Below are 23028 nucleotides of genomic sequence, written 5' to 3'. Positions count from 1 at the left end.
CCGGGCTCGAGCTGCACCGATGGGATCGCGACGTCGCGAGGACGTTTTCGTGCCGGTGGGTCGCTGGTCAGCTCAACGCCGCTAGGATGCCTGTCCTACGGCCGTCGGCGACGTTGCGACCGCAGGCGTGGCGGGGGAGCGCGCACGGCAGCGCAGGGAAGGACGGGGCGATGGGTCACAGGAAACGGACGAAGAGGCTGCTGCTCGTGGTCGCGGCGGCGGGGCTCACCGCGTGTGAGGACGACAGCCCCATCAACCCTCCGCCTCCGCCGCTCGTGTGCGACGAGGTCGCCGACGGCTCTGCGCTGTGGGCCAGGGCGACGCTCACCAGGGATCCTCAGCAGCCCAGCGCTCTCCTGTGGATCGAGCTGAACCACGAGGGCGCGTGGGTCGACCCCCCGGTCGTGACGGCCCTGTCGGGGATGACCATCACCTCCATCGACGCCTCCTTCGGTTCGAGGAACATCCATGCCGCCATGGACGACGGAGCCACGACCGCAAGCTTCCAGGTGCGCGGCAAGCTCACTGACCCCGAGACGACGTGCGACGTGGACCGCACGTTCACCTTGACGATCGACGAGAGTGGCGGCGTCGAGGTCACGAGGCGCGACGCGCTGCCGTTCCTTCCGCACCGGCACGCCTCGCTCGATCCGCGCCGGCACACCTCGTTCGACGTGATGCAGTGCAGCGGCGGCGAAGCCGAGCTGTGCGCGCCGGGCGGCGACAGCGAGCACGTCGCGCGGACGAACGCCGGCGGCACCATCGAGGCGACGGCCGGCGGGGCGCGCGGTGACGTTGGCCGGCGGGGCCGGGCATCGCCCCGGCCGAGAGGCTGATCGAGCCCGGCGAGGGCGGCTCCGCGCCGGCGTCGTGGCCCCTCGACGTCACGGGTCGCGGCCCGGCGCGCCGCGGAGGTTGCCCTGATCGCTCCTTTCCACGGCCCTGGGGGCGTGGAACCCGCGGAGTGTCGAGGCAAGCGCCGCCTCTGGTAGCCTGGTCGTCGCGGAGCGGGCGGCCGAGACGCAGCGCGCTCGCCGCCGCAGCGACGCCCACAGCGCATGGCGGTCAACGTCTTCATCTCCTACGCCCCCGCGGATCGGTCGTACCTCGAAGCGCTCGAGGCGCACCTCGCCGCCCTCAAGCGGCAGGGCCTGGTGAGCACGTGGCACCGCGGCCGGATCGGCGCCGGCGCGGCGCGCGACGGGTCGATCGCGGCGGAGCTCGCCGCCGCCGAGGTGGTGGTGCTGCTGGTGAGCGAGGCGTTCCTCGCCTCGGACAGCTGCTACGAGCGGGAGCTCGGCGCCGCGCTGGAGCGGCATCGCCGGGGCGCGGCGCGCGTGGTGCCGATCCTGGTGCGCGCGTGCGACCGGGAGGGCACCGCGCTGGCGGACCTGGAGGCGCTGCCGCGCGACGGCGGGGCGGTGACGAGCTGGGCCAACCCGGACGAAGCCTGGAGCGACGTGGTCCGGGGCATCCGCGCGGCCGTGGAGGAGGCCGCCGCGAGCGCGCGGCCGGAGGCGGCGCCCGCGAGGGCCGCGCCGGCGAGCGCGCTCGCGGCGACGCTGCGCGAGGCCGAGGAGGCGATCCGCGCGATCGACAAGCAGATCGCCGCGGCGCAGAAGCGGCGTGTGAGGCTGAAGGCCGCCGGCGCGAGCACCGCGGAGGTGGATCAGGAGATCGTCGACCTCAGGCGCAAGCGCCGGGAGGGCGGCCAGCTCCATGTGGGCGAGGAGCTCAGCGAGGGCCGGTACCTGCTGCTCGAGCGGATCGGCCGCGGGGGGTTCGCGACGGTGTGGCGCGCGCTCGACGCGGGGCGGGGCGACCAGCCGGTGGCGATCAAGGTGCTGCACCCGAACCTCGCGGGCGACGAGGGGCGGCGGGAGCGGTTCTTCCGTGGGGCGCGCGCGATGGCGGAGCTCGATCACCCCGGCGTGGTGCGCATCCTGGAGCCGAAGGGCGAGGACGGCGGCTGGCACTACTTCGTGATGGAGCTCGTGCACGGCGAGGACGTGCAGAGCGCGGTCGTCGGGAAGCGGCTGCCGGCAGAGGGGGTGATCCCGATGATCCTCCGCGCTGGAGAGGCGATCTCGTTCGCTCACGGACGGGGGCTTGTGCACCGGGACGTGAAGCCGGCGAACATCCTGCTCGACGGAGAGGGGCTGCCGCGGATCACGGATTTCGATCTGGTCTGGGCGCGCGACACGACGGGGGGCACGAAGAGCGGCGCGCTGGGCACCTTCCTTTACGCGGCGCCGGAGCTGATGCACCGCCCGCAGGACGCGGACGCGCGCGCGGACGTGTACGGGCTCGGCATGACGGCGGTGTTCTGCCTGCACGGGGGGGAGCTGCCGCCGATCATGATGCGGTATCCGGGGCGGGTGCTCGAGCGGCTGCCGTGCAGCGACGCGGTGCGGAAGGTGCTCGAGAGGGCGATCGAGTTCGAGGCGTCGGAGCGGTATCCGGATGTGGCGGCGTTCTGCGATGCGCTGCGGGGCGCCGTCGGCTGCGCGAGGGAGGCGCCGCCGGACGCGACGGGAGCCGCGACAAACGACGGCGGGGCGTTCCTGCGTTCGCTGAGCGATGACACGGCCGAGCCGGGCCAGACCGCCTCGATCCCGGAGGCGCCTGAGCCGCCAGTCGAGGGAATGTAGAACCGCAAAGACACCAAGAAGAGAATCTTATCTTGGCGTCCTTGGTGTCCTGACGGTCCATTTCTCGCTTAAATCAACGCGATCGGTGTTCTAGGCCCAAGGCCGGTCACCGGCCCGGCTTCCTCGTATACCGGTGCTTCACCCCCAGCGGGAAGTACTCCGGATCCCCCGCTGCCCTCAGCGTCACCCGCGGCGCGCGCTTCCCCGCCGGCACGTAGTTCCTGAACTCGCTGTTCAGCCGCACCAGGTGCTCCTCGATCGACCGCGCCGCGGCCTCGCGCCGCGCCTCGCTCTCCCCCTCCCCCGGCGCGAGCTCGACCACCACCGACAGGTACGGGTCCCTGTCCGCGCCCTCGCGGACCTCCAGCACGAACTTCCCGGTCACCCACTCCTTCACGCCGGGCTGCTCGATGCCCACGACCACGTTCTCCGGATAGATGTTCGCCCCGAAGTACGACACCGTGAAATCCGAGCGCCCGAACACGTAGACGAACGGCAGCTCCCGGGCGCCGCGCTCGCCGTCGAGCTCCCGCCCCGGATCGAAGCCGAAGCCGGCGAGCGCCGACATCATGTCCGCGTGCGCATAGACACCCCCGCTGTCGAGGATCGCATAACGGACCAGCGGAACCCCGTTCTCGCCCGAGAAGAGCAGCATCCCCTCGCGCTGCTCGAAGAACCTCACCGCCGGGTCGTACTGCACGAGCGTGGGGAGCCGGTCCTGCCCGAAGAGGGCGCGCGCGGCGTCCGGCCTCCCCGCGAGGAACCGGCGGATCGCGATGCTGAGCGGCGTCTCGTTGCCCAGCACGCCGGCGTCCGCCGTCCCGTACAGCGACGCCGAGTCGTAGCAGGGCGACGTCGACCCGACGCGCTCGCCGACCAGGCTCCGCCACTCCTCGCTGAACACCTCGCCGGCCATCACGAGCTTGATCCGGAGCGGCGCCCAGTCGACCCCCCGCGCCCGGCCCGTGTCGATCACGTCCTTCAGGAACGGCGGATACCCGAGCAGGACGACCTGATCGAACGCCGGCCCCAGATCCAGGACGACGCGGAAGATCTCGTCCTTGTTGTTGCCCGGCGTGACGACCGTGATCGGATATCCCTTCGCCGCGAGGTGGCGGCAGCACGCGGTCGTGTACATCCCGCCGACCCACGAGCCGAGCGCGAAGCACACGACGGCGAGCGTGCGGCGCGCGTCGGCCCGGAAGCTGTCGTGAAACACCTGCTCGAAGCGCCGGGCCACCGGGAGCTCGTCCGCGACCGACCGCGGCCAGAACGTCGGCTTGCCCGTCGAGCCCGACGAGACGGCGACCATGTCGCACGACTCGACGCGCCCGCCCCGGCACAGGTCCGCGATCGGGTGCCGGAGCACGTAATTCTGCTTCGTGATCACCGGGAGCGCCGCGAAATCCGCGGGGGTCCGGACCGCCGCCGGGTCGACGCCGTGCTCGTCGAGGAAGCGCCGGTACGCGGGGACCGTCGCGGCGACCTCGTGGAACAACGCGAGCGCGCCCGCCGCCGGATCGACCTCGCGATGCCGAGACAGCGCCGCGTCGAGCGGCGTGCTCAGGAAAGCGTCGACGGCCGCCAAGACCCGCCTGGGTGCTGCATCCTGCATCGCGAGATCTCCCTCCTTCGGACGTTTCACGGCGAGGCGCGCGGCCGGCGCGAGGCCGCCCGGCCCGCTCGCCTCCCCGCGGCTCCAGCGTACCTCACGCGCGGCCGGCGTTCCCCGCCCCCGCCTCGGCCGCGAGCGACACCTCGTCGGCGCGCCGCTCGTAGCCCGGCGGCGGATCGGACGGCGGGTTCGCGAGCAGCGACGTGACCACCGTCTCCAGCCACCGCCGCAGCGGCGTGTGCTGGAAGCCGAGCTCCGCCTTCGCCCTCGATGGATCCAGCGTCGACATCCAGCGATCGCTGAACGGCGACATCGCGACCGGGTCGATGCCGCGCGCCCGGAGCGCGGCCGAGGCGACCGGCGCGAGGCGCGCCGGCGCGCCGAGCAGCTCGGCGATCAGCGCGAGCAGCTCCGAGAGCGTCGGCGTCTCGTCCATGCAGAGGTTGTACGCCTGCCCGAACGTCGACGGCACGAGCAGCAGCGCCACGATCGCCCGCACGACGTCGCCGCTGTACACGTGCCGCACGGCGTGCCCGCCGCCGTCCGGGACGAGCAGCGGGCCGCCGTCGAGCACGCGCGCGACGTAGCGCTCGAGGCGGCGGTGCGGGTCGCGCTCCCCGTTCACCATCGGGATGCGCAGCACGGTCGCGGGGAAGCCGTCGTCCCGGAAGGCGGCCGCGAGCGCCTCCTCGCAGCCGCGCTTGTCCATGCCGTAGGCCCACGCCGCGCGATCCTCCTCGCCCTCGGGCTCCGGGAGCAGCGGGCCGTCGTAGTCGCGCTCGCGCGACGGCCGCGGGCACCCCTCGCGCACGAGGTACACCGAGCCGGTGCTGATCATCACGTAGTGCCCGACGCGCCCGCCGCCGAGCGCCCGGGCCGCCGCGCGGCCGTCCGCGGCCGCGTACGCGGTGAAGTCCACCGCGGCGTCGAACTCGCGGCCCCCGAGCGCCTGCGCCAGGTCGTCGGCCGCGCGGTCGCAGCGGACCCGCGCGACGCGGTCGCCGAACCGATCGGGCGTCGCGCCGCGGTTCAGGAGGGTGACCTGGTGGCCCGCCGCGAGCAGGCGGTAGACGAGGAAATGGCCCATGAACCGGGTGCCGCCGAGCACGAGGACGCGCATGCGCGGCAACCTACCACCGCCGCGCGCAATGCGGACGATGCGGACGACGCGATCGCGGCGCGGGCGGGCGACGAGCGGCCTCTCGCGCTCGAGCGGGATCAGGCCACGCCCCGGCCGTGGTAGAGAGCGGTCCGTGCCGTTCTCCCATATCCTCGGCCAGGACACCGCGGTCGGCACCCTCGCGCGCGCGCTCGAGACGGGCCGCGTGCACCACGCCTACCGCTTCGAGGGCCCGCCCGGCGTCGGCAAGGAGCTCGCGGCCGTCGCGCTCTCGCAGGCGCTGGTCTGCACCGGGGGCGACCCGCTCGGCTGCGGCCGCTGCGACGCGTGCCGGCGCGCGGCCGCGCGCTCCGACGGCCGCCCCGCGGCGCCGCTCCACCCCGACGTGCAGATCGTCGCGAAGAACTTCTATCCCGCCGCCGTCATCGGCCGGAGCCGCGACGAGCTGACCGAGATCTCGGTCGACCAGGTCCGCTCCATCGTGCTCGCCCACGCGTCCTACCCGCCGCACGAGGGGCGCGCGCGGGTGTTCATCGTCCGCGACGCCGAGGACCTCAGCGTCGGCGCCGCGAACGCGTTCCTCAAGACGCTCGAGGAGCCGCGGCCGGGCACCCACTTCATCCTGCTGACCTCGCGCGGCGATCGCCTGCTCAACACGATCCGCTCGCGCACCTTGCCCGTGCGCTTCGCCCCGCTCTCCGAGCCGATCGTCCGCGGCATCCTCCGCGATCACGGCGTGCCCGAGGAGCGGCACGACCTCGCCGTGGAGCTCGCCGCGGGCAGCGCCTCCACGGCGCTCGAGCTCGCGGACGAGGAGCAGACCGCCTCGCGCGACGCGTTCGTAAGGAGCATCCTCACGGCCGCGGCCGCCCGGGACCTCGGGCCCGCCGTCGCGTTCGCGGAGTCGCTGGATCGCGACAAGGGCGCCCTCAAGGACGACCTCCGCGCGCTCAACGCGGCGCTCGCCCGCGAGGCCCGCGCCGCGGTCGCGGCCGATCCGCGCCGCGCCGTCGTCTCGGCCAGGCGCTACGCGGCGGTCTCGCGCGCCGTGGCGCAGCTCGAGCGCAACGCCTCGCCGAGCCTGGCGATGGCCTCGCTGATCGCGGAGCTGCGCGGCGTCATCGGCTGACGGCCGCCGCGATCGCTCGGCAAGGCGACGCAGGCCGCGTCAGCCCTCGCCGCCGCCGCCGAGCCGCTCGTACCCGCCCTCCTCGACGCGCCGCCCGACCCAGGCGTGGATGCGCCCCTCGCTCGCGAGCACCACGGCCGCGTCGTGCCCGCCGCCCTCGTACAGGGCGATGATCCCCGCCTCGCCCAGCGAGGGCGCGCCCTGCCCCAGGCGCTCCAGCGCCGCCGGCAGCCGCGCGCGCCGCCGCAGGGTCATGCCCGCGATCTCGAGCGTCGCCGGCGGCTCGTCGGGCGAGTCTGCCGCCGCGGGCGCGAGCCACAGGATCTCGCGCCGCGGCGCGGGGAAGGCCACCACCGCCCGCTGCGTCGCGCCCTCCGGCGCGAGGAACACCGCGGCGACGATCTCGCCCCGCTCGCGCGCCACGATCGCGCCCGACAGCCAGCGCTCCTCGCTCCCGGCCAGGACCACGTCGCCGAGGGCGAACGGCAGCTCGTCCCACACCGCGTCCTCGGGGGACGCCGCGGGCGCGGCGCGCTCGTCCTCGTCGCGGTCCTCCCACAGCGCCTCCCGCTCGCGGCGCGCCGCCATGTAGCCCACGGTGGCGGCCACCGCCGCGGCGGCCGCCGCGAGCAGCGTGAGGCTCATCGCGCGCCCGCGCCGGGCGGCGCCGCGGCCGCGAGGGCGTCCTTGAGCGCCCGCGCCCGCGCGCTCACCTCCTCGAGGGCGCGCGACGTCGGCGCGCCCGGCGCCGGCAGCAGCGCGGCGATGATCGACGCGGCGGAGCAGAGCGGGCCCACGTCGCGCGCCCGCTCCAGCGAGATGCCGCCGATCGCCACGACCGGCAGCCCCGGCCGCGCCCGCTCGACCATGGCGCGCAGCGACGCGAGCCCCTCGAGGCCGACCACGGCGTCGGGGCGCTCCTTGCTCGACGTCGAGAAGATCGGCCCGATCGCGATGTAATCGAGGTGCTCGCTCGATTCGCGCAGCGCGGCCTCGATCTGCGCGGGCGTGTGGGTGGAGAGCCCGACGCGCAGCCGGACGCCGGCGCGCTGCGCGAGCCGGTGCACCGCGGGCACCGGGAGATCGTCCTGGCCGACGTGCACGCCGTCGCAACGCGCGAGCACCGCGAGATCGGCCCGGTCGTTCGCGTACAGCGGCACGCCCGCGCGCGCCGCGAGCGGCTGGATCGCGCGGAGGAGCGAGAGCGTGCGCGCGGCCCCGCCGCGCTTGTCGCGCAGCTGGAGGGCCCCGGGGCGAGCGTCGAGGACGGCCTCGGCGAACGCCGCCGGATCGAGCCCGCGGCGCTCGAGCGAATCGGTGTCGACGATGGCGTACAGACCGCGCATGACCACGCTTCGAGCGATGGGAGAGCGCCCGGGCGCCCCCGAGGGAGGCCGGGCTCGCCGGCTACGCTAAGGTTGACGCCCCCGGAAAGAAAGCGGAAGCGTTCGCTCCCGAACGGATCCTCCATGCGCACACGTCTCGTCCGGATCGCCTGTCTGTTCCCGTCGGCCGCCTCGGCCGCCGTGGCCGTCCTGGGGCTCGCGTCGAGCCCTGCGCTCGCGGAGGAGAAGCCGGGCCCCGCGCAGCAGGGGGAGAAGCCGAGCTCCGCCGCGCCGGCCGACGGCCCGAAGGCCGACGCCGCCGCCCCGCCTGGCGGGGCCAAGGCCGCGGCGTCGAAGACGAGCGCGGCCGCGCCGAGGGCGGGCGCGAAGAAGAAGGCGACCGAGCCCCCGCCCCCTCCGCCGGCGCCGGCGCGCGTCTGGCTCGTCGCGCCGTCCCCCAAGGGGCCGTGGACGCTGCGGATCGACAACGAAGGGGAGCGCCCGATGCGCATCCCGGCGGACGTGCGCCTGCTGCGCTTCGAGATCGACACGCTGAACAAGCGCACGAAGAAGACGACCCGCTGCGCCGCCCCCGTGGGGCTCAAGCCGAGCGGGTTTCCCGAGCGGCGCGCGCTCCTGCTCGCGCCCGGGCAGTCGTACGTGGAGCATTTCGATCCGCGCCTGCTCTGCTTCGGCAAGGACGAAGCCGCGCTCGCCGGCGGCGCGGTGGTGAGGGCGTGGTACGGCTGGGGCCCGCCGCCCAAGTGGTCGAGAAAGGCGCCCTCGCCGCCGTTCGCCGCGGAGTCGACCGACGATCCGCCGGCGTTCGCCCCGGCGCCCGGGCTGGCGGCGCCCACCGTCGTGCTGAGCTACGGCCTGCCCCGCAAGGAGGCCGCCGCGGACGGCGCGGGCGACGCCGAGCCCCCCTCGGCGGCAGACCATGAGGCGCAGCCGTCGGCCGACACGACGCCGCAGCCGTCGGCCGACAAGACGCCGCAGCCGTCGGCCGACAAGGCGCCGCAGCCGTCGGCCGACAAGACGCCGCAGCCCCCGGCCGACAAGCCGATTCAAGTCGCTGCGGGCGCGCCGGGCGAGCCGATCGTGGACGCGAACGCGCCTCGCCTGGAGCTCACGAGCGAGCCCTGGTCCGACGCGGCGAGCCCCCGCTCGATCGTCGTCCGGGTCAGCGCGAAGAACGCCGGCAGGCGCCCCATGACCGTGGCCATCCGGTCGCGGATGCTCGCGTTCCTCGTCGTCGGACCGAACGGCACGACGGTGTGCGAGGCGTCCGCGCCGACGGGGGCGATCCCGCGCGACATGTTCAGGACGCTAAAGCCCGGCGCGTCGGTCGACCTCTCGCTCCTCCTGCGGGAGGTCTGCCCCGACAACACCTTCGCCCGCGAGGGTCTCTACCAGGTCAGGGCCACGCTGCACGCGAACGAGCCGGGCACAGCGCTCGGCCTGGACGCGTACACCGCCGTCGTCCGCGCCAGGAGCTCGACGCTCCTCCGCGTGAAGAGCGCGCCGGAGCCGTTCTACGCGACCGCGCCCCGGGCCGTGCCGACGCCGAAGCCCGAGGAGGGCGAGGCGGCGGAGCAGGAGGACGGCGAGCGGCCTTGAGGCGGCTCGCCGCGCGGGGCGCGGCCGATCCCCGCGCTACACGGGGATGATCCCCCGCTTCTTCTCCGGCCGCTCCACCCGCTTCTTCCGCGCGAGCTCGAGCCCCCACGCGATCGCCCGGCGCGTGTCCCGAGGATCGATCACGTCGTCGATGAGCCCCCACCCGGCGACCTTCATCACGTCGATGTTCTTCTGGAGCGCCTCGATCATCCCCTGCTTCACCTCGGGCGGCGGCGGCGCGTCCCCGAACAGCTTCTTCGCCGCGATCCCGAGCATCCCCTCCGGCCCCATCACGCTGATCTCCGCGGTCGGCCAGCCGACGATGAGGTCCGGCTCGTACGCGCGCCCGCACATCACGTAATAGCCGGCGCCGTACGCCTTGCGCACGACCACCGTGATCTTCGGCACGGTGGCCGCGGCCATGACGTGCAGCATCTTCGCCCCGTGGCGGATGATCCCCTCGTGCTCGACCTTCGAGCCGATCATGAAGCCCGGCACGTCCTGCAGGAACACGAGCGGGACGTTGAACGCGTCGCAGATCTGCATGAAGCGCGCGGCCTTGTCGGACGCGTCCACGTCGAGGATGCCGCCCATCTGGGTCGGCTGGTTCGCCACGATGCCGACCGGCTGGCCGCCGATGCGCGCGAGGCACGTGATGATCGAGCGCGCCCACCGCGGCTTCAGGTCGAACCGCTCGCCGTGATCCACGATCGCGTCGATCAGCTTCAGCATGTCGTAGGCGCGCCGCGGGCTCTCCGGCAGGAGGTCGAGCAGCGACTCCTCCCGCCGCTCGACGGGATCCGTCACCGGCAGGCGCGGCGGCTCCTCGTCGCAGCTCGACGGGAAGAACGACAGGTACCGCTTCACCGCGGCGATGCACTCGGCGTCGTTCGCGTACTCCGCGTCGCCGACGCCGCTCTTCGTCGCGTGCACCTTGCTGCCGCCGAGCTCCTGCTCGGAGATGTCCTCGCCCGTCATCGCGCGCACGAGCGGGGGGCCGCCGAGCGCCATCGAGCCGACGTCCTTGACCATCGGCACGAAGTCCGCGAGCCCCGGGATGTACGCGGTGCCCGCGGCGCCCGGCCCCACCATGGCGGCGACCTGCGGCACCACGCCGCTCATGTGCACCTGCTCGCGGAACAGGTGCCCCGAGCCGGCGAACAGCGAGATGCTGTCCGGGTGCATCGAGCCGGGATCGATGCGCGCCCCGCCCGAGTCGATGAACCACACCATCGGCCAGCGCCCGCGGAGCGCCATCTGCCGCAGCCGGGTCACCTTCTCCTCGCCCGTCTGCCCGATGCTGCCGCCCTTCACGGTGAAGTCGTACGCCGCCGCGCACACCATCCGCCCGTCGACCTTGCCGAACGCGCACACCACCGCGTCGGCCGGCGGCCGGTCCTTCCCGTCCGGCCCGGCCGCGAGCCCCATCTGCGTGCCGTGCATCCCGACCTCGAAGCACACGCCGTCGTCGAAGAACGCCGCGAGCCGCTCCCGCGCCGTCATCTTCCCGCGGGCGTGCTGCTTCGCCACCCGCTCCTCGCCGCCCATCCGCCGCACCTGCTCCCGGCGGGCCTCGAGGTCCTTCACGAGCTCTCGCATGTTCACGGGCCACCTCATCCTGCGCGCCCCGCTCGCCGTCGCGCGCCGCGCGGCGAGCGGGGCCGCCTCAACCGAGAGCCAGCGAGCGCCGCGGCCTGCGGCGCCCTCCCGTCCCCCGCAAAGCACCCACGCGCCCCCCGGCGCCTACCTGCCCGACCAGCGGGGCTGCCGCTTCTCCAGGAAGGCCATGAGCCCCTCGCGCGCGTCGTCGGTCGCGAGGCAGCCCGCGAGCCGCTCGCGCAGCAGCGGCAGCGCCGACTCCAGGTCGAGATCGTCCTGCGCCGCGAACGCCTCCAGGCCGAGCCGCACCGCGATCGGGCTCTTCGCCGCGATCGCCCGGGTCACCTCGTCGACCGCGGCGTCGAGCGCGCCCGGCTCGACCACCCTGCTCAGGAGCCCGCACTGCGCGGCCTCGTCGGCGTCGAGGCGCTGCCCGAGCAGCATCATCTCCAGCAGCCTGCGGCGGCTCACGTGCCGCTGGAGCACCGCCATGATCATCATCGGGAACAGGCCCACATTGATCTCCGGCGTCCCGAGCTTCGCGCCGCGGGCGGCGATCGCGAAGTGCGACGCCGCGACGAGCCCGAGCCCGCCGCCCAGCGCGTGCCCGTTCACCCGCGCCACGATCGGCTTGCTCGAGTTCGCCATGGCGAGCAGCAGGTCCGCGTAGTCGCCCTTCGGCGCGGGCGCCGGCGCCCCCTCGGCGCCGGTGAGCTGCGCGAAGTCGCCGCCGGCGCAGAACGCGTCGCCCGCGCCGGTCAGGACCACGCAGCGCACCGCCTCGTCGGCCATGCCGGCCTCGAGGGCGTGGAGCAGCTCGTTCACCATCGCCGGCCCGATCGCGTTCTTGCGCCCCGGGTTGTTCAGCGTGAGCCGGAGGACGCCCCCCGCGGAGGCGACCTGGACGACCGCGGTCGCGCCGCCCGTCACGAGGCCGCCCCCGCCGCCGGACCGCCCGCGCCGTCGCCGCGCAGCCCCAGGATCTGCCGGGCTTCCTCGACCGTGGCCGGCCTGCGCCCGACGTCGCGCACCATGCGCACGGCCACCTCGCACAGCTCGCCGTTGCTGCGCGCCATCTCGCCGCTCGGCAGGTAGAAGTGGTCCTCGAGCCCGCACCGCACGTTGCCGCCGAGCACGAGCGCCGCCGCCAGCATCCGCCACTGCCCGTGGCTGATGCCGATCACCTCCCACTCCGAGCCGGGCGGCATGATCTTGGTCTGGAGCTGGAGCGACTCCACGTGCGCCGGGATGCCGCCCAGCACGTTGACGATGAACGAGAACTGCAGCGGCGGCTTGAGCAGGCCCATGTCGACGAGCGGCCACACGCCGTGGGTGTGCCCGGTGTCGAAGCACTCGAGCTCGGGCTTCGTCCCGGCCTCGTTCATGGCGGTGAGGAGCTTGCCGATCTTCGCGTACGTGTTGGGAAACACCATGTCGAAGTCGAAGCTCTTCCGCGCGCGCGAGTACTTCGAGTAGTTCATGGTGCCCATGTTGAGGGCCGCGATCTCCGGCCGGCTCTCGCGGATGGCCGCGCACTGCTCGCTGACGTCCTCGAGGATCGTGCCCGTCGAGAAGTTCAGGATCACCGGGCAGCGCCGCCGCACCTCTTCCTTGATCTTCGCGAACACGGCCGGGGAGAACGTCGGCGACCCGTCGTCGTTGCGCGCGTGGATGTGCACCGCCGCCGCCCCCGCGTCGTAGGCCCGCTTCGCCTCCTCGGCGATCTCGACCGGCGTGTACGGGATCGCGGGGCACTGCTTGCGGTTCGCGAGCACCCCGGACAGCGCGCAGGTCACCACGCAGACATCGGGGTCTCGCTCGTTCGGCTTCCGCGGTTCCCCGGTGAACGTCGGCTTCTCTCTCATGCCCCCTGCCTCCCTTTCACGTCCTGTCGCCGCCGTCGCCCTTCTTCGGTCCGCTCTGCGCGACCCGGGCGACCACCTGTCTCTGCAGCTTCGTCAGGATCCGGAGCAAGTCGCGCAGATCGGTCGAGCTCAGGCCGAGGAGCGCGCTCCGGAAGATCTCCATCGGCTCGACCTGGATCTCGCGGGCGAGCCGCGCCCCTTTCTCGCTGAGCCGGATGTGCACGACCCGCCGGTCGGCCTTCGAGCGCTCGCGCCGGACGAGCCCTTCCCTCTCCATGCGGTCGACGATCCCCGTCACGGTGCTGTTCTGCGCCCGGATCCGCTCCGACAGCGTGGACAGCGACAGATCTTGAAACGACTCGAGCAGCTTGAGGATGGTGAGCTGTGGTCCGGTGAGGCCGAACCCGCTCGCCATGCCCTTCGTGAGCCGGCGCGACTCCGTGTAGAGATAGATGATCATCTCCACGATGGCGTCGATCTCCGGCCTCTCTGGCGGGGGCAGGGTCGCGGTCACGATGCTTCGTGTACGAAATATTCGCTCCCGAAGGTCGCGTCAAGCGCGCGTCCTCACACGCCACGCGCGTACCGAGCGGACGCATCTGCGCCCGGACCGCAGGCCCCCGGGGAGGGAGCTCGTGGCGCGGCGCCGGGAGGACCGGTGTCTGAGCCTGGTGACGATGCGTCCCCGGCGTGCAGCGCACGCCGCCGGGGCGCGTTGTCCCAGGCGAGTTCGGTCCTCCCGGCGCCGCGCCACGAGCTCCCTCTCCGGGGGCCGGGCAGCTCGGATCACCCTGCGCCCTGCGCCCTGCGCCCTGCGACCCGCTACCGGCCGCTGCGCCCCTGCCGCCCCCGCTTCCCTCGCCGCCCTTCCGCCCGGATCTCCCGGATGCACCACCGCAGCGCCTCCTGGAGGTCGCGGTGCACCTGGACCGACGAGAGATCGATCCCGAGCGACGACGCCGTCTGCGCCACCTGGGGCTGCACGCCGGCCACCACGCCTTGCGCGCCGAGCAGCTCGATCGTCTGCAGCATGCTGATGAGGTGCTGCGCCGTCGTGGAGTCGACCTCTTCGACCCCCGTCACCTCGACGATCGCATACCGCGACTTCGTCTCGACGATCGTGCGCAGCAGCTTCTCCGTGATCTCGGTGGCCCGGTGCCGATCGATGCTCCCCACGAGCGGCAGCACGAGCACGCTGTTCCAGACCTGGATGATCGGCGTCGACAGCGTCTCGATCGCGGACTCCTGCCGCTCGATCACCGCGCGCAGCGACTCCTGCTGCTCGACCACCGCGCGCAGCGACTCCTCGGCGCGCATGCGCTCCAGCGTGATCGCGAACATCTCCCCGACGACCTGGAGCAGCGCCCGCACGCTCTTGTCCCACGCCCGGATCGAGCGCACCGCGTCGATCCCCACGACCCCCACGAGCCGGCCCGCGTACGCCGCGGGCATCCGCACGAACGAGGCGATCCCCAGCTCCGTGAACGCTCGCCGCTCGCTCTCTGCCTCATCCGGCAGGTCGGCCACGCGCGGCACGTCGCACACCTCGAGGCGGCACAGCCTGTCGACGAGCCACGGATACACGTCCTTGGAGACGACGGCCCGCTCCGCGAGCAGCGACGGGACCCCTTCGGCGCACCACTCGTGCGTGTTCAGGAACCGCCGCCCGTCCTCCGAGAGCAAGAACAGGCTCGTCCGATCGGCGCGCAGCGCCTTGCCGAGCTCCGCGAGCGCCAGCTGAAAGCCGCGGTCGATGTCCGCGAGCTTCACGTTGATGAAATGGGCCGAGATCGACGCGACCAGCATCTTGGTCTCGATCCGCTGCATCAGCGCCCGCTCGACGCGCTTCTGCTTGCCCACGTTGCGCGCCCAGGCGTAGACGAGCCCCTCGCCGGGCACCGACAGCATCGACCAGGACAGCCATACGTAGAGGCCGCTCCTGCTCCTGCACCGGTTCTCCATCCCGAGCGTGACCGGCCCCTCCCGGAGCCGCGCCAGCTGCTCCCGCGTCGCGGCGAGGTCGTCCTGGTGCACGAGATCGAGCAGGTTCCGGCCGACCAGCTCCTCGGCCCCGAGGCCCAGCGTGCTCTCCCAGGCGCCGCTCACGCGGAGGAACGATCCGTCGATCCGCAGAACGCAGAGCGGATCGGGACAGACAGCGAAGAACCTCGCTACGTCCGCTTCGTTCGCAGGTGCGTCCATCGCCGGTCGCCTTACCGAGCCCCCACCCCACGCTTACGGCTCTTTGACATCCTCGAACGTCGTCCGCGCCGCCACGTGCTCCTCGTTCAGGTTGAGCAGGATCGGCAGGGTCTCGTGCTGCCAGTCGTCGTCGAGGATCCGCCGCACCGTCACCCGCCCGGGCACCAGGTTGTACACGGCGTCCACGATGTCCATGATGACGTAGAAGCCGTTCGAGTTGCAGAACCGCATCTTCACGAAGTCCATCACCGTGGACGTGATCGGATGCTGCGGCAGGACTCGCGCCAGCTCGTCGAGGTAGCTGGACAGGTACCGGTACGGGTTGTCGATCCGGATAGCGCCCTCGAAGGTCAAGACGAGGCGGTTGTCGTCATCGAGCCGGGCGACCGACTGAAAGACGCTCAGCCCGCCATCCGTGATTTCTCCATAGCTGAGAGCCTTCATACGCGACCTTTCGTGGAAAACATACGGAGCCTTTTCAAGGGAAAGTAGCCTGGACGACGAGAATTCCATCGACGTACTGCGTCGAGAGATGGAATTTGTTCTCAGCGGTCAGCCGAATGAGGCCGAGGCCGCCCCTCCGCCGGTCGTTGCGCCGCTCGCGCACCGTCCTGGCGAAGAGCTCCCTCGGGTCCTCCGCGGCGAAGATCTCGTCGAATACCGCCTTGACGGTACGGTACTCTTCCGGCGTAACGCGGTTGGATACCTTGATGAGTAGCCGGTCGGGATCGATGCTCAGATCGAGTCGTACCTCGCTGTCACGCTCGGTCCCGTGCTGGATCACGTTGGTGACCAGCTCGGTGACGACCACGTTGACCTTCTGGCAGATCCGTCTGGGATAGAACCTCACCAGGAGCGCATCCAGAAAGTTCGCAAGCAGGCCGGCCACGTCGCCCGTGATGTGATCGATCGGAGATATATATATCGATGCACCGACCGACGTCTGCGAATGATTCTTCTCGGGCTTCATCAGGCGCACCTTCGCAGGATGATCAGTGTGATGTCGTCGGCGTCCGCCACTCGGAACCGCGTGTAGTCCTCGATGCACCGGTCGAGGATGACCTGCACCGGCTCCTCGCTGTGCTTGACGACGATTTCGTTGAGACGTTGCACGGAATATATCTCCCCGCTCGCGTCCTGCGCCTCGAACATCCCGTCTGTGTACAAGGCGAGGACGTCGTCCTCCTCGAACGGCAGCTCGAACTCGTGAAACGGCTTGATGCGCAGACCGATGAAGTTGCTCACCCGGTTGAACGAGCGAGGCGTACCCCGACGGACCAGGAGCCCGTACCCTCCGCCCGAGACGTAGCGGAGGAATCGGTCCGTAAACATGACGAAGTTCACCGTCGCGTACCGGCGAACCTCCCGGAGGAACGAGTAAGCGCTCCGGTTCACCCAATCCACGATCGCCCCGGGGCTGTCGAGGCGCTTGGTGGCGTGGGCGAACTGAGCCTTCAGAAACGCCATGATGAGCGCCGACGATACTCCGTGACCCGAGATATCGTAAACACCGATCGCGTGGCGCTCGCCGGGGAGATAGAAGAAGTCGTAATAGTCCCCTCCCACCTGCGCTAGCTGCTTGTGGAAGATGGCCATGTCGAACGCCGAGGCGATGGGCCCGCTCGCCTCCGGCAGCAGGGCGCGCTGGACCTGCCGCGCCACCGCGAGGTCGTCGTCGATGGCCCGGTTGTACCCTTCTAGCTCGTTCTCGATGCTGGTCGCGTGCTCCAGGATCGCCTCGTGCACCAGGGAGAGGTCGTCGAAGTCGAGCTTCAGCTTATCGACGTACTCCAAGAGTGCGCTGCAGCGCTCCATGAAGTCTGTGAAATTCCCCTCGTCGCGCAGGAGAGTGTTCCACGCTTGCCGCTCCTTCACGATCGCCCTGATGGCATCCAGATTGCTCTGCTTCTGTATGAAGCCTCTGGAGTGCATCGAGCTGATGTCCTTAGGTGCAGTCATGGCTCGACCTGGACGCGATTCGGGTTGGACGGAAGATCCCATCCGATCTCAATCACAGAGTATCATCTCGAAGTTCTGGTTGAACTTCTTGAGGTTGGGCAGCGACTTCCCCTGCCACGGGATGGACTTCGAGCCGCGGACGATGAGCTGGAGCTCTCCCTTCTTCCGGGTGGCGATGGCGAACTTGTAGAGGACGTTGATCCCCGAGCTGTTCAGGAAGTTCAGCGCCCTGACGTCGAGCGTGATGGTGGGAGGGTTCGTGGCCAGGACCTTGTCGAGCAGCTCCTCGATCGGGGCGTACTCGGTCGTGCCGCCAAGACGAAGGATGCCCTCCAGGTACACCACAACCTCAGAGGGATCGTACCAAACCCGGTAGTTGCCACCTTTGATTTCCATTCTCGACCTTTCGTTCAAAATAGGAATCCTGGCCATCGTCTTGATGCTGAAGCTGTTCACCGAGATCGGATCGAGCTTCCACCCAAGACTGACACCGTAATCATTCATGATGATGAGATAGCCGAGCCCCGACCCGGCGTTCTCTGCGTCTTCGGCGTTCGCCTCCGCCTGCCGCCGCAGGAGCTCCCCCGGGTCCTCCTGCGTGAGCTCGAGGAGCTTCTCCCGAAGCGACGGGACGGCCGCGTTCGTGATCTGGTTGCTGACGAGGCACACCAGGTCCTCACGCCCGATGCCGACGGTCACGGTGATATCACCGTGCTGATTGAACTTGACGGCGTTCTCAACCAGCTCGTTCAGAACGTAACCGATGGCGCCTGAGACCTCGTCTCGGCTGATGAGCCTGTCCTCGCCGTCGATCTCCGGGAAGAGCTCCCCGAAGTACTCGGCCATGAAATTCGCCGTCAGGTTACACAGGCTCCATCTCACCGCGAACGAGTCGGGGTACAACGTCAGCGACATGTGCTCGCTGAACGAATCGTCTAAAGAGTAGACGCCGATGATTTCGCTCATGGTAATGCCCAGTCTCCCCCTTGCTCATACCCTCTTAATGACAAGTACCGTAATGTCATCATGGATTTTGTTGTAGCCTACGTGCGCCAAGACGTCCTCGATGATAGCGTCCTTGATCTCCCTCGAGGTCCTTTCGTGATTGCGCGAGATCACCTGACACAGCCGGTCGATGCCGTATTGCTCTTCTGAAGAGTCCTCCGCCTCGGTGATGCCGTCGCTGAACAGCGTCACGACGTCCCCGGGCTCGAGCTGCACCTCGATGCTGCCGATGAAGTCGCTGATATCCAGATCGATGCCGATCGGCAAGCCGAGCCCCATTGTCTCGACGCGATCGAGGGTGCCGTCCTTCCGGACGATGATCAGGTCCTCGTGCTGGCCGGTGAGCTGGAGCTGGCCGTCGCTGTAGTCGAGCAGGGTCAACGACAGGTTCTTGTCCGAGCGGATGCGCTGGATGTTCTGGTAGATGACCTTGTTGACGATGCTCAGGAACTTCTTCGGATCCCGCTCGTTGCTCGCGAGCAGCGTCCGGACGGCCGTCTGCACCATCAGCATGAGCACGCCGCTCTCCAGCCCGTGGCCGGTGACGTCGCCGATGCCGATCTTCACGAGCCCGTCGCTCCGGAGCACGTCGTAGTAGTCGCCGCCGACCTCGTCGGCCGGGGCCATGTAGCCGGCGATGTCGAGGCCGGGGATCTCCTGGAGCTCGCTCGGCGCCGGGAGCACCATCAGCTGGAGCTGGCGCGCGACGTTCAGCTCGGCGCCGAGGCGGATGTTCTCCTGCGCGAGCTTCGCGTTCAGCTCGCTGATCTCCTCGTTCGCCTTCTCGAGGGCCATCGTCCGCTCGCTGACGAGCTCCTCCAGGTTCGTCGTGTACCGCTCGATGTCGGACGCCATCGCGTTGAAGGTCATCCCGAGCCGCCCGATCTCGTCCTGGCTGTCGATGTTGACCCTCATCGAGTAGTCCTTGTTCATCAGCCGGTGCGCCGCCTCGGAGAGATCGACGAGGTTGGCCGTGATCCTCCGCGCGACCCAGGCGATGCCCACGAGCACGGCGAACAGGCTCAGCACGACGACGATGATCTGCTGGCCGAGGATGTTCCCCGCCGTCGACTGGATGGCGCGCTGGGCCGTGTGCACCGTGGAGAAGAGCTCGGACTCGGGCACCACGAACCCGAGCACCCAGTACTCCATCCCGATGGGCTTCTCGCCCCGGTAGAAGTTCATCCCGGGCAGGCGCCGCAGGACGATGACGTAGGGCGTGGCCGGCTCGCCCGGCGCCCGCTGGATCGAGACCCGGTGGAACACCGGCTTCTCGCTCGACGGCATCGCGATCTTGGCGACCTCGGGGAACTGGCTCTGGCTGAGGAGGCGCTTGACCTCCTTCACGCCCTCGTTCTGCCCGTCCCGCGTCCCGATCCCGAGGACCTTCTCCCCCTCGCTGTTGATCGCGAGGACGTTCGTGTCGGACATCGACATGAACGCGAAGCCCGAGGACTTGATGTGCACGTGCCGGATGAGGGCCACCGCCTGATCCAGCGTGATGTCGATCGCGACCGCCCCGGCGCAGTCCGTCCGGTCCTTCGTCCAGAGGGGGTTGAAGAACGTGACGATGTTGCCGCCGGTCGCCGCGTCGATGTAGGGCGGATAGCCGGTGACGTCGGTCTTCGGGACGGGCTTGCTGCTCGGGTCCTTGAGCCAGCGCTGCCATCCCTCGTAGATGCCCGGGAAGAAGGAGTCCCAGAAGTTCTTGTCCGTGTGCCCGGGGTAGAGCCTGTCGAACGTCTGCGCCATCTCGAGCCAGGGCGTCAGACGCATGATGGGCTTTTCCTTCGGCCCCACGTAGTAGACCTGGAGCTTCTCGCTCCCGTTCTTGACGATGGCCGGGGCGAACAGGTCGAAGATCGCGTTCTTCTTGACGTCCTTCAGGATCTCCGGCTTGATCGAGCCGTCCTTCTCGAGCATGTAGTGCCACACGCTCATGACGGACTGCTCGCCCGGCTTGTTCTGGGTCCACTTCCCGTTCGGATCGACCTCGAAATCGTCCTTGAAGAAGGACGATTTGTCGGGGAGAGTGCCTATGGCCTCCGCGGCGTCCGGGTTGTCGATCAGCGTCTGGAGTATCGACGCCGTCATCCGGAGCTCGGAGAACGTCTGCTCGAACAGGAGGTCGAGGCGGAGCGCCGTCGTCTCGATGTAGTTCTCGAGGTACTCGTCGTTCGCCCGAGCCAGCCCGCCGTAGACCTCGGCGCTGGCCTCCTGCTCCAGCCGCGTGACGTTGTAGAGGGCCGTGCCCGCGCTCGACGCAAGAGCGATGAGGACGCCGAACGACGCCACGAGCATGAACTTCGTACGGAAGCGCCCGGAGGACCTCTCGACGATCCACTGAACGATCGAAAACTTCTTGCGCTCCTTAGCTTCCATAGGTCGGCTCGCGGCGCCTCATCGGCCTCTCCAGTTCACTCACGCTATCGCATCAGCCGTTCTGGCTTGCGCCCGGAGCCGGCGAGTATCGGCCAGTTCGCGTACCCCTTGTCGCTGAGGATGGCAGAGACGTGGGCCCTGAGCCCGATGCCAATCTCCTCGAAGATCACCGGATCGGCGTTCGCCGAAGCAGCGACGTCGCCGCAGAACTTGATCCAGCTCTCCACGACCTTCGCGAAGTTGTTCGGGTCGGTGTTCATGTTGTTGATGTCGATGAGATCGCTGCGGATGTCCTCGAGCCCCGCGTTCGCGAGCAGTTCGCGGGTCCTCACGCCGATGTCGAAGTCCATCCCGACCATCCGGCTCAGCTCGAGGTAGCGCCGGTACCCCATGCGGATGAGGTCCTGATCCGGATAGCCGGTCACGCACGCGAGCATCTCGTTCGTGATGTAGACGCGGCCGCCGGGCTTGCAGATCCGGCAGAGCTCCTTCATCAGCTGGTCCGGCATGTGGAAGACCTGGATGGCGAGCCGGCAGGACACGAAATCGAAGGAGTCGTCGGGGATGAGGAGCGCGGCGGCGTCGCCGTACTGATACTCGATGTTCTCGATCCCGAGGCTCCTCGCGTGCGCCTGGGCGTGCTTCAAGAACGCCCTGGAGTGGTCGACCGCCGTGACGTACTCCGGCTTGTACTCCGCGTTGAGCCGCACCGCGAAGTCCCCGAGCCCGCAGCCGATGTCGGCGACCTTCATGCCCGGCCGGAGGCCGTGCCGGTGGAGGAGCTTGCGCTCGTGGTTATAGACGATCTTCTCCTGGGTCCTGAGGACCCTGACGAAATCCTCGTCCTCGATCACGCTCTGGATCGGATAGAGCGCCTTGTCGTAGACCTCCACCGAGACGTTCGGATAGAGCTCCTCCATCACCTGGAACTTCCGCATCGCCCAGGGGATGACGCTCGAGATGATGAGGCGGATCTTGAGGTTGGGCCGCTCTTCCACGGCCCACCGGACGAACCGGTTGATCTCGAGGAAGGCGACGTTGTTCATGTACTTGAGGCGCTTGAAGTCGAGGGTGAGCTCGCCTGTCGCGTTCTTCGCGGCGGTCTCCAGCGTCCCTCGGATCGCCCGCATCTGGTCGCCCACGAACGGCCGGAGCATGCCGGCGAGGGCCACCTCCTGATCGTCCTGGTCGACCCGCATGTTGAAGGTCACCGACGAGCGCCATGACGGAAGGCTCCCCGATGAGGACGAGGGCGGGACGGCGTTCTCAGGGTAGATTGAAGCACTCATTTTCATCTACCTCAGTAAACGGCAGCTCGATGTTCAATGTCAGCGAGGTCCCGTTCTTGGGTTCAGTAAGGCTTAGCGTCGAACCGTAGACTACAGCGAGCTCTAGCAGACCTAGAGTCGTAACATCGTTGTCGGGCACGTCGTGCTCGAGCTGCTCTCGGTACCAGGCCATCGGATCTGGCTGGTTGAGCAGCTGGACGGCGTGCTTGTAGAACGCCACGTTCTCGCTGCTGGCGGGCACCTCGGCCGTCACGCTGATGCGACCGTTGTTCCTCTGGAAGGTGATGATGATGTCGCCCGACGGAGCGTGATTGCGATAAATGGCTTCAAGCAGCTCGTTGAAGAAGGTCGAGAGCAGCGTCGCGTAGCGCTCCGGGTCGTCCTCGTTTGCGCTCGCGTACCGCGCGAGGAAGTTCGCCATCTGATGGCAGTGGCTCCAGCGCTTGCTGAAGCCAGTGACCGAGAAGTTGGCTGAGATGATCATGCCGCTCGGCGCCATGACCGGCGGTGGTCGCAGCGTCGGGGCTACATCGGTCGGCTTCGAAACGGACATCAAGGCCTCGGGGTTGGTTTGCGAGAGGAGGCAGGACGCAGAGTACCTGGAGTCTGGGTGCCGCGTCGAGTGCGTCGCGCTCCCGCTCGAGGTCGCCATGGTGGACTCGGACGAGCACAGCGCTGACGAGGACTGCCTTGGAGGTGCCCGGATTGCCACAGGATCGAAACGATAATGTGGTACAGATCACATTTATTCGCTGCTGATATTCCGTGCAGGTAGAGAAAGGTATTCTTCGCGTGCGCCCGCTGAGGTCCGGACCGCGACGTGCGCTGTTGCTCGGGCGCGACGCCCGGTGGCCGGCCCGCGGCGCGGGCGCTCGCCGGCCGAATTGTCCACAGATCGGCGCGCGCGCGCCGTGCAGCGACGACGGAGAATTCGCCGCGCCGCGCGTCGCTTGCGGACCCTGGCAGGCGGCGCCTGCGATCATCGAAGCCCTCGAGAACACCTTCAAGGGAGGTAATCGAAAGCGCGTCGGTCCTGTCAACACTTTCATGCCGCGCCCGCCACTGCGGAGATCACTCATGGCGTGTGGTCGCGAGTCGCTACGGAACTGTGCGGAGCTCGGTGGGGCGACCTACCCAGTGCAGGCGGGCGCGGCGCGCGGGGGCGAGTGACCCTCTCCGGCGGGTGATTTCACAGCGACGTACGCCTCGGGCGCGCGCTCCGGGCCCGGCGCCCGCGCGCGCGCTGGCGGCCGCGGGCCCGCGCGAG

The 23028-nt window shown here is 69.8% G+C and carries 20 protein-coding genes; 4 read left to right on the top strand and 16 right to left on the bottom strand.

Annotated features, from left to right (window positions below; all coding sequences use genetic code 11):
* Window positions 1-170 precede the first annotated feature (170 nt).
* Both WMF26_RS11155 and WMF26_RS11150 read left to right on the top strand, forming a co-directional pair.
* The gene (locus tag WMF26_RS11155; protein WP_438000286.1) at window positions 171-836 is read left to right on the top strand and encodes a hypothetical protein; all 666 of its coding nucleotides are present in this window, start codon (window positions 171-173) and stop codon (window positions 834-836) included.
* Between the two features lie 222 nt (window positions 837-1058).
* Window positions 1059-2651, top strand: coding sequence for a protein kinase domain-containing protein (locus tag WMF26_RS11150; RefSeq protein WP_438000285.1), 1593 nt, complete (start codon window positions 1059-1061; stop codon window positions 2649-2651).
* 106 nt (window positions 2652-2757) lie between these two features.
* On the opposite strand, the gene WMF26_RS11145 is transcribed toward WMF26_RS11150, so the two are convergent.
* Together WMF26_RS11145 and WMF26_RS11140 are read right to left on the bottom strand one after the other, a co-directional pair.
* Window positions 2758-4266, bottom strand: a complete 1509-nt coding sequence (locus tag WMF26_RS11145) for a phenylacetate--CoA ligase family protein (protein ID WP_438000284.1) — start codon at window positions 4264-4266, stop codon at window positions 2758-2760.
* A gap of 94 nt (window positions 4267-4360) precedes the next feature.
* Complete coding sequence (locus WMF26_RS11140; RefSeq protein WP_438000283.1) at window positions 4361-5386, bottom strand: NAD-dependent epimerase/dehydratase family protein; 1026 nt, start codon at window positions 5384-5386, stop codon at window positions 4361-4363.
* Between the two features lie 133 nt (window positions 5387-5519).
* On the opposite strand from WMF26_RS11140, the gene WMF26_RS11135 reads away from it, so the two are divergent.
* A complete protein-coding gene (locus tag WMF26_RS11135) occupies window positions 5520-6515 on the top strand; it encodes an ATP-binding protein (RefSeq protein WP_438000282.1) in 996 nt (331 codons plus the stop codon).
* Between the two features lie 39 nt (window positions 6516-6554).
* Here WMF26_RS11135 and WMF26_RS11130 read toward each other — a convergent pair whose 3' ends face one another.
* Together WMF26_RS11130 and WMF26_RS11125 are read right to left on the bottom strand one after the other, a co-directional pair.
* Window positions 6555-7160 carry a hypothetical protein gene (locus tag WMF26_RS11130; protein WP_438000281.1) on the bottom strand — a complete coding sequence of 202 codons (606 nt, stop codon included), beginning with the start codon at window positions 7158-7160 and terminating at the stop codon, window positions 6555-6557.
* Window positions 7157-7861, bottom strand: coding sequence for a thiamine phosphate synthase (locus WMF26_RS11125; protein WP_438000280.1), 705 nt, complete (start codon window positions 7859-7861; stop codon window positions 7157-7159). The genes WMF26_RS11130 and WMF26_RS11125 overlap by 4 nt, the downstream gene beginning before the upstream one ends.
* 123 nt (window positions 7862-7984) lie before the next feature.
* Between WMF26_RS11125 and WMF26_RS11120 the strand changes: the two genes are divergently transcribed.
* The gene (locus tag WMF26_RS11120) at window positions 7985-9460 is read left to right on the top strand and encodes a hypothetical protein (RefSeq protein WP_438000279.1); all 1476 of its coding nucleotides are present in this window, start codon (window positions 7985-7987) and stop codon (window positions 9458-9460) included.
* Window positions 9461-9496: 36 nt separating this feature from the next.
* Here the strand turns inward: WMF26_RS11120 and WMF26_RS11115 are convergent, their stop codons facing one another.
* The 12 genes from WMF26_RS11115 to WMF26_RS11060 form a co-directional block, all read right to left on the bottom strand.
* A complete protein-coding gene (locus WMF26_RS11115; protein ID WP_438002396.1) occupies window positions 9497-11059 on the bottom strand; it encodes an acyl-CoA carboxylase subunit beta in 1563 nt (520 codons plus the stop codon).
* A gap of 144 nt (window positions 11060-11203) precedes the next feature.
* On the bottom strand, window positions 11204-11989 hold the full coding sequence (locus WMF26_RS11110; protein ID WP_438000278.1) for an enoyl-CoA hydratase/isomerase family protein: 786 nt from the start codon (window positions 11987-11989) through the stop codon (window positions 11204-11206).
* Window positions 11986-12924, bottom strand: coding sequence for a 3-keto-5-aminohexanoate cleavage protein (locus tag WMF26_RS11105; protein ID WP_438000277.1), 939 nt, complete (start codon window positions 12922-12924; stop codon window positions 11986-11988). Before WMF26_RS11105 ends, WMF26_RS11110 begins: the two co-directional genes overlap by 4 nt.
* A 16-nt stretch (window positions 12925-12940) precedes the next feature.
* Window positions 12941-13438: a MarR family winged helix-turn-helix transcriptional regulator gene (locus tag WMF26_RS11100; protein ID WP_437337091.1), complete on the bottom strand. Its 498-nt coding sequence runs from the start codon at window positions 13436-13438 to the stop codon at window positions 12941-12943.
* Between the two features lie 308 nt (window positions 13439-13746).
* Entirely contained in the window at window positions 13747-15126 is a 1380-nt protein-coding gene (locus tag WMF26_RS11095; protein ID WP_438000276.1) for an STAS domain-containing protein, read from the bottom strand.
* Window positions 15127-15159: 33 nt separating this feature from the next.
* Window positions 15160-15570, bottom strand: a complete 411-nt coding sequence (locus WMF26_RS11090) for a hypothetical protein (RefSeq protein WP_020734190.1) — start codon at window positions 15568-15570, stop codon at window positions 15160-15162.
* 34 nt (window positions 15571-15604) lie between these two features.
* The gene (locus tag WMF26_RS11085; RefSeq protein ID WP_236644532.1) at window positions 15605-16096 is read right to left on the bottom strand and encodes an ATP-binding protein; all 492 of its coding nucleotides are present in this window, start codon (window positions 16094-16096) and stop codon (window positions 15605-15607) included.
* Window positions 16096-17058: a SpoIIE family protein phosphatase gene (locus WMF26_RS11080; RefSeq protein ID WP_148314768.1), complete on the bottom strand. Its 963-nt coding sequence runs from the start codon at window positions 17056-17058 to the stop codon at window positions 16096-16098. Before WMF26_RS11080 ends, WMF26_RS11085 begins: the two co-directional genes overlap by 1 nt.
* Before the next feature lie 75 nt (window positions 17059-17133).
* Complete coding sequence (locus tag WMF26_RS11075) at window positions 17134-18051, bottom strand: slr1658 superfamily regulator (protein WP_012234413.1); 918 nt, start codon at window positions 18049-18051, stop codon at window positions 17134-17136.
* 24 nt (window positions 18052-18075) lie between these two features.
* Window positions 18076-20472, bottom strand: coding sequence for a PP2C family protein-serine/threonine phosphatase (locus tag WMF26_RS11070; protein WP_438000275.1), 2397 nt, complete (start codon window positions 20470-20472; stop codon window positions 18076-18078).
* A 44-nt stretch (window positions 20473-20516) separates the two neighbouring features.
* Entirely contained in the window at window positions 20517-21683 is a 1167-nt protein-coding gene (locus WMF26_RS11065) for a class I SAM-dependent methyltransferase (protein ID WP_129574225.1), read from the bottom strand.
* 55 nt (window positions 21684-21738) lie between these two features.
* Window positions 21739-22314, bottom strand: a complete 576-nt coding sequence (locus WMF26_RS11060; protein WP_237245226.1) for a hypothetical protein — start codon at window positions 22312-22314, stop codon at window positions 21739-21741.
* Between the last annotated feature and the right edge of the window lie 714 nt (window positions 22315-23028).

It is taken from the genome of Sorangium sp. So ce185 (genome assembly GCF_051526825.1).
GTDB classification, from domain to species: domain Bacteria; phylum Myxococcota_A; class Polyangia; order Polyangiales; family Polyangiaceae; genus Sorangium; species Sorangium cellulosum_D.
The sequence above is the reverse complement of the archived record's forward strand: the minus strand, read 5'-3'. Positions and strand labels throughout refer to the sequence as shown.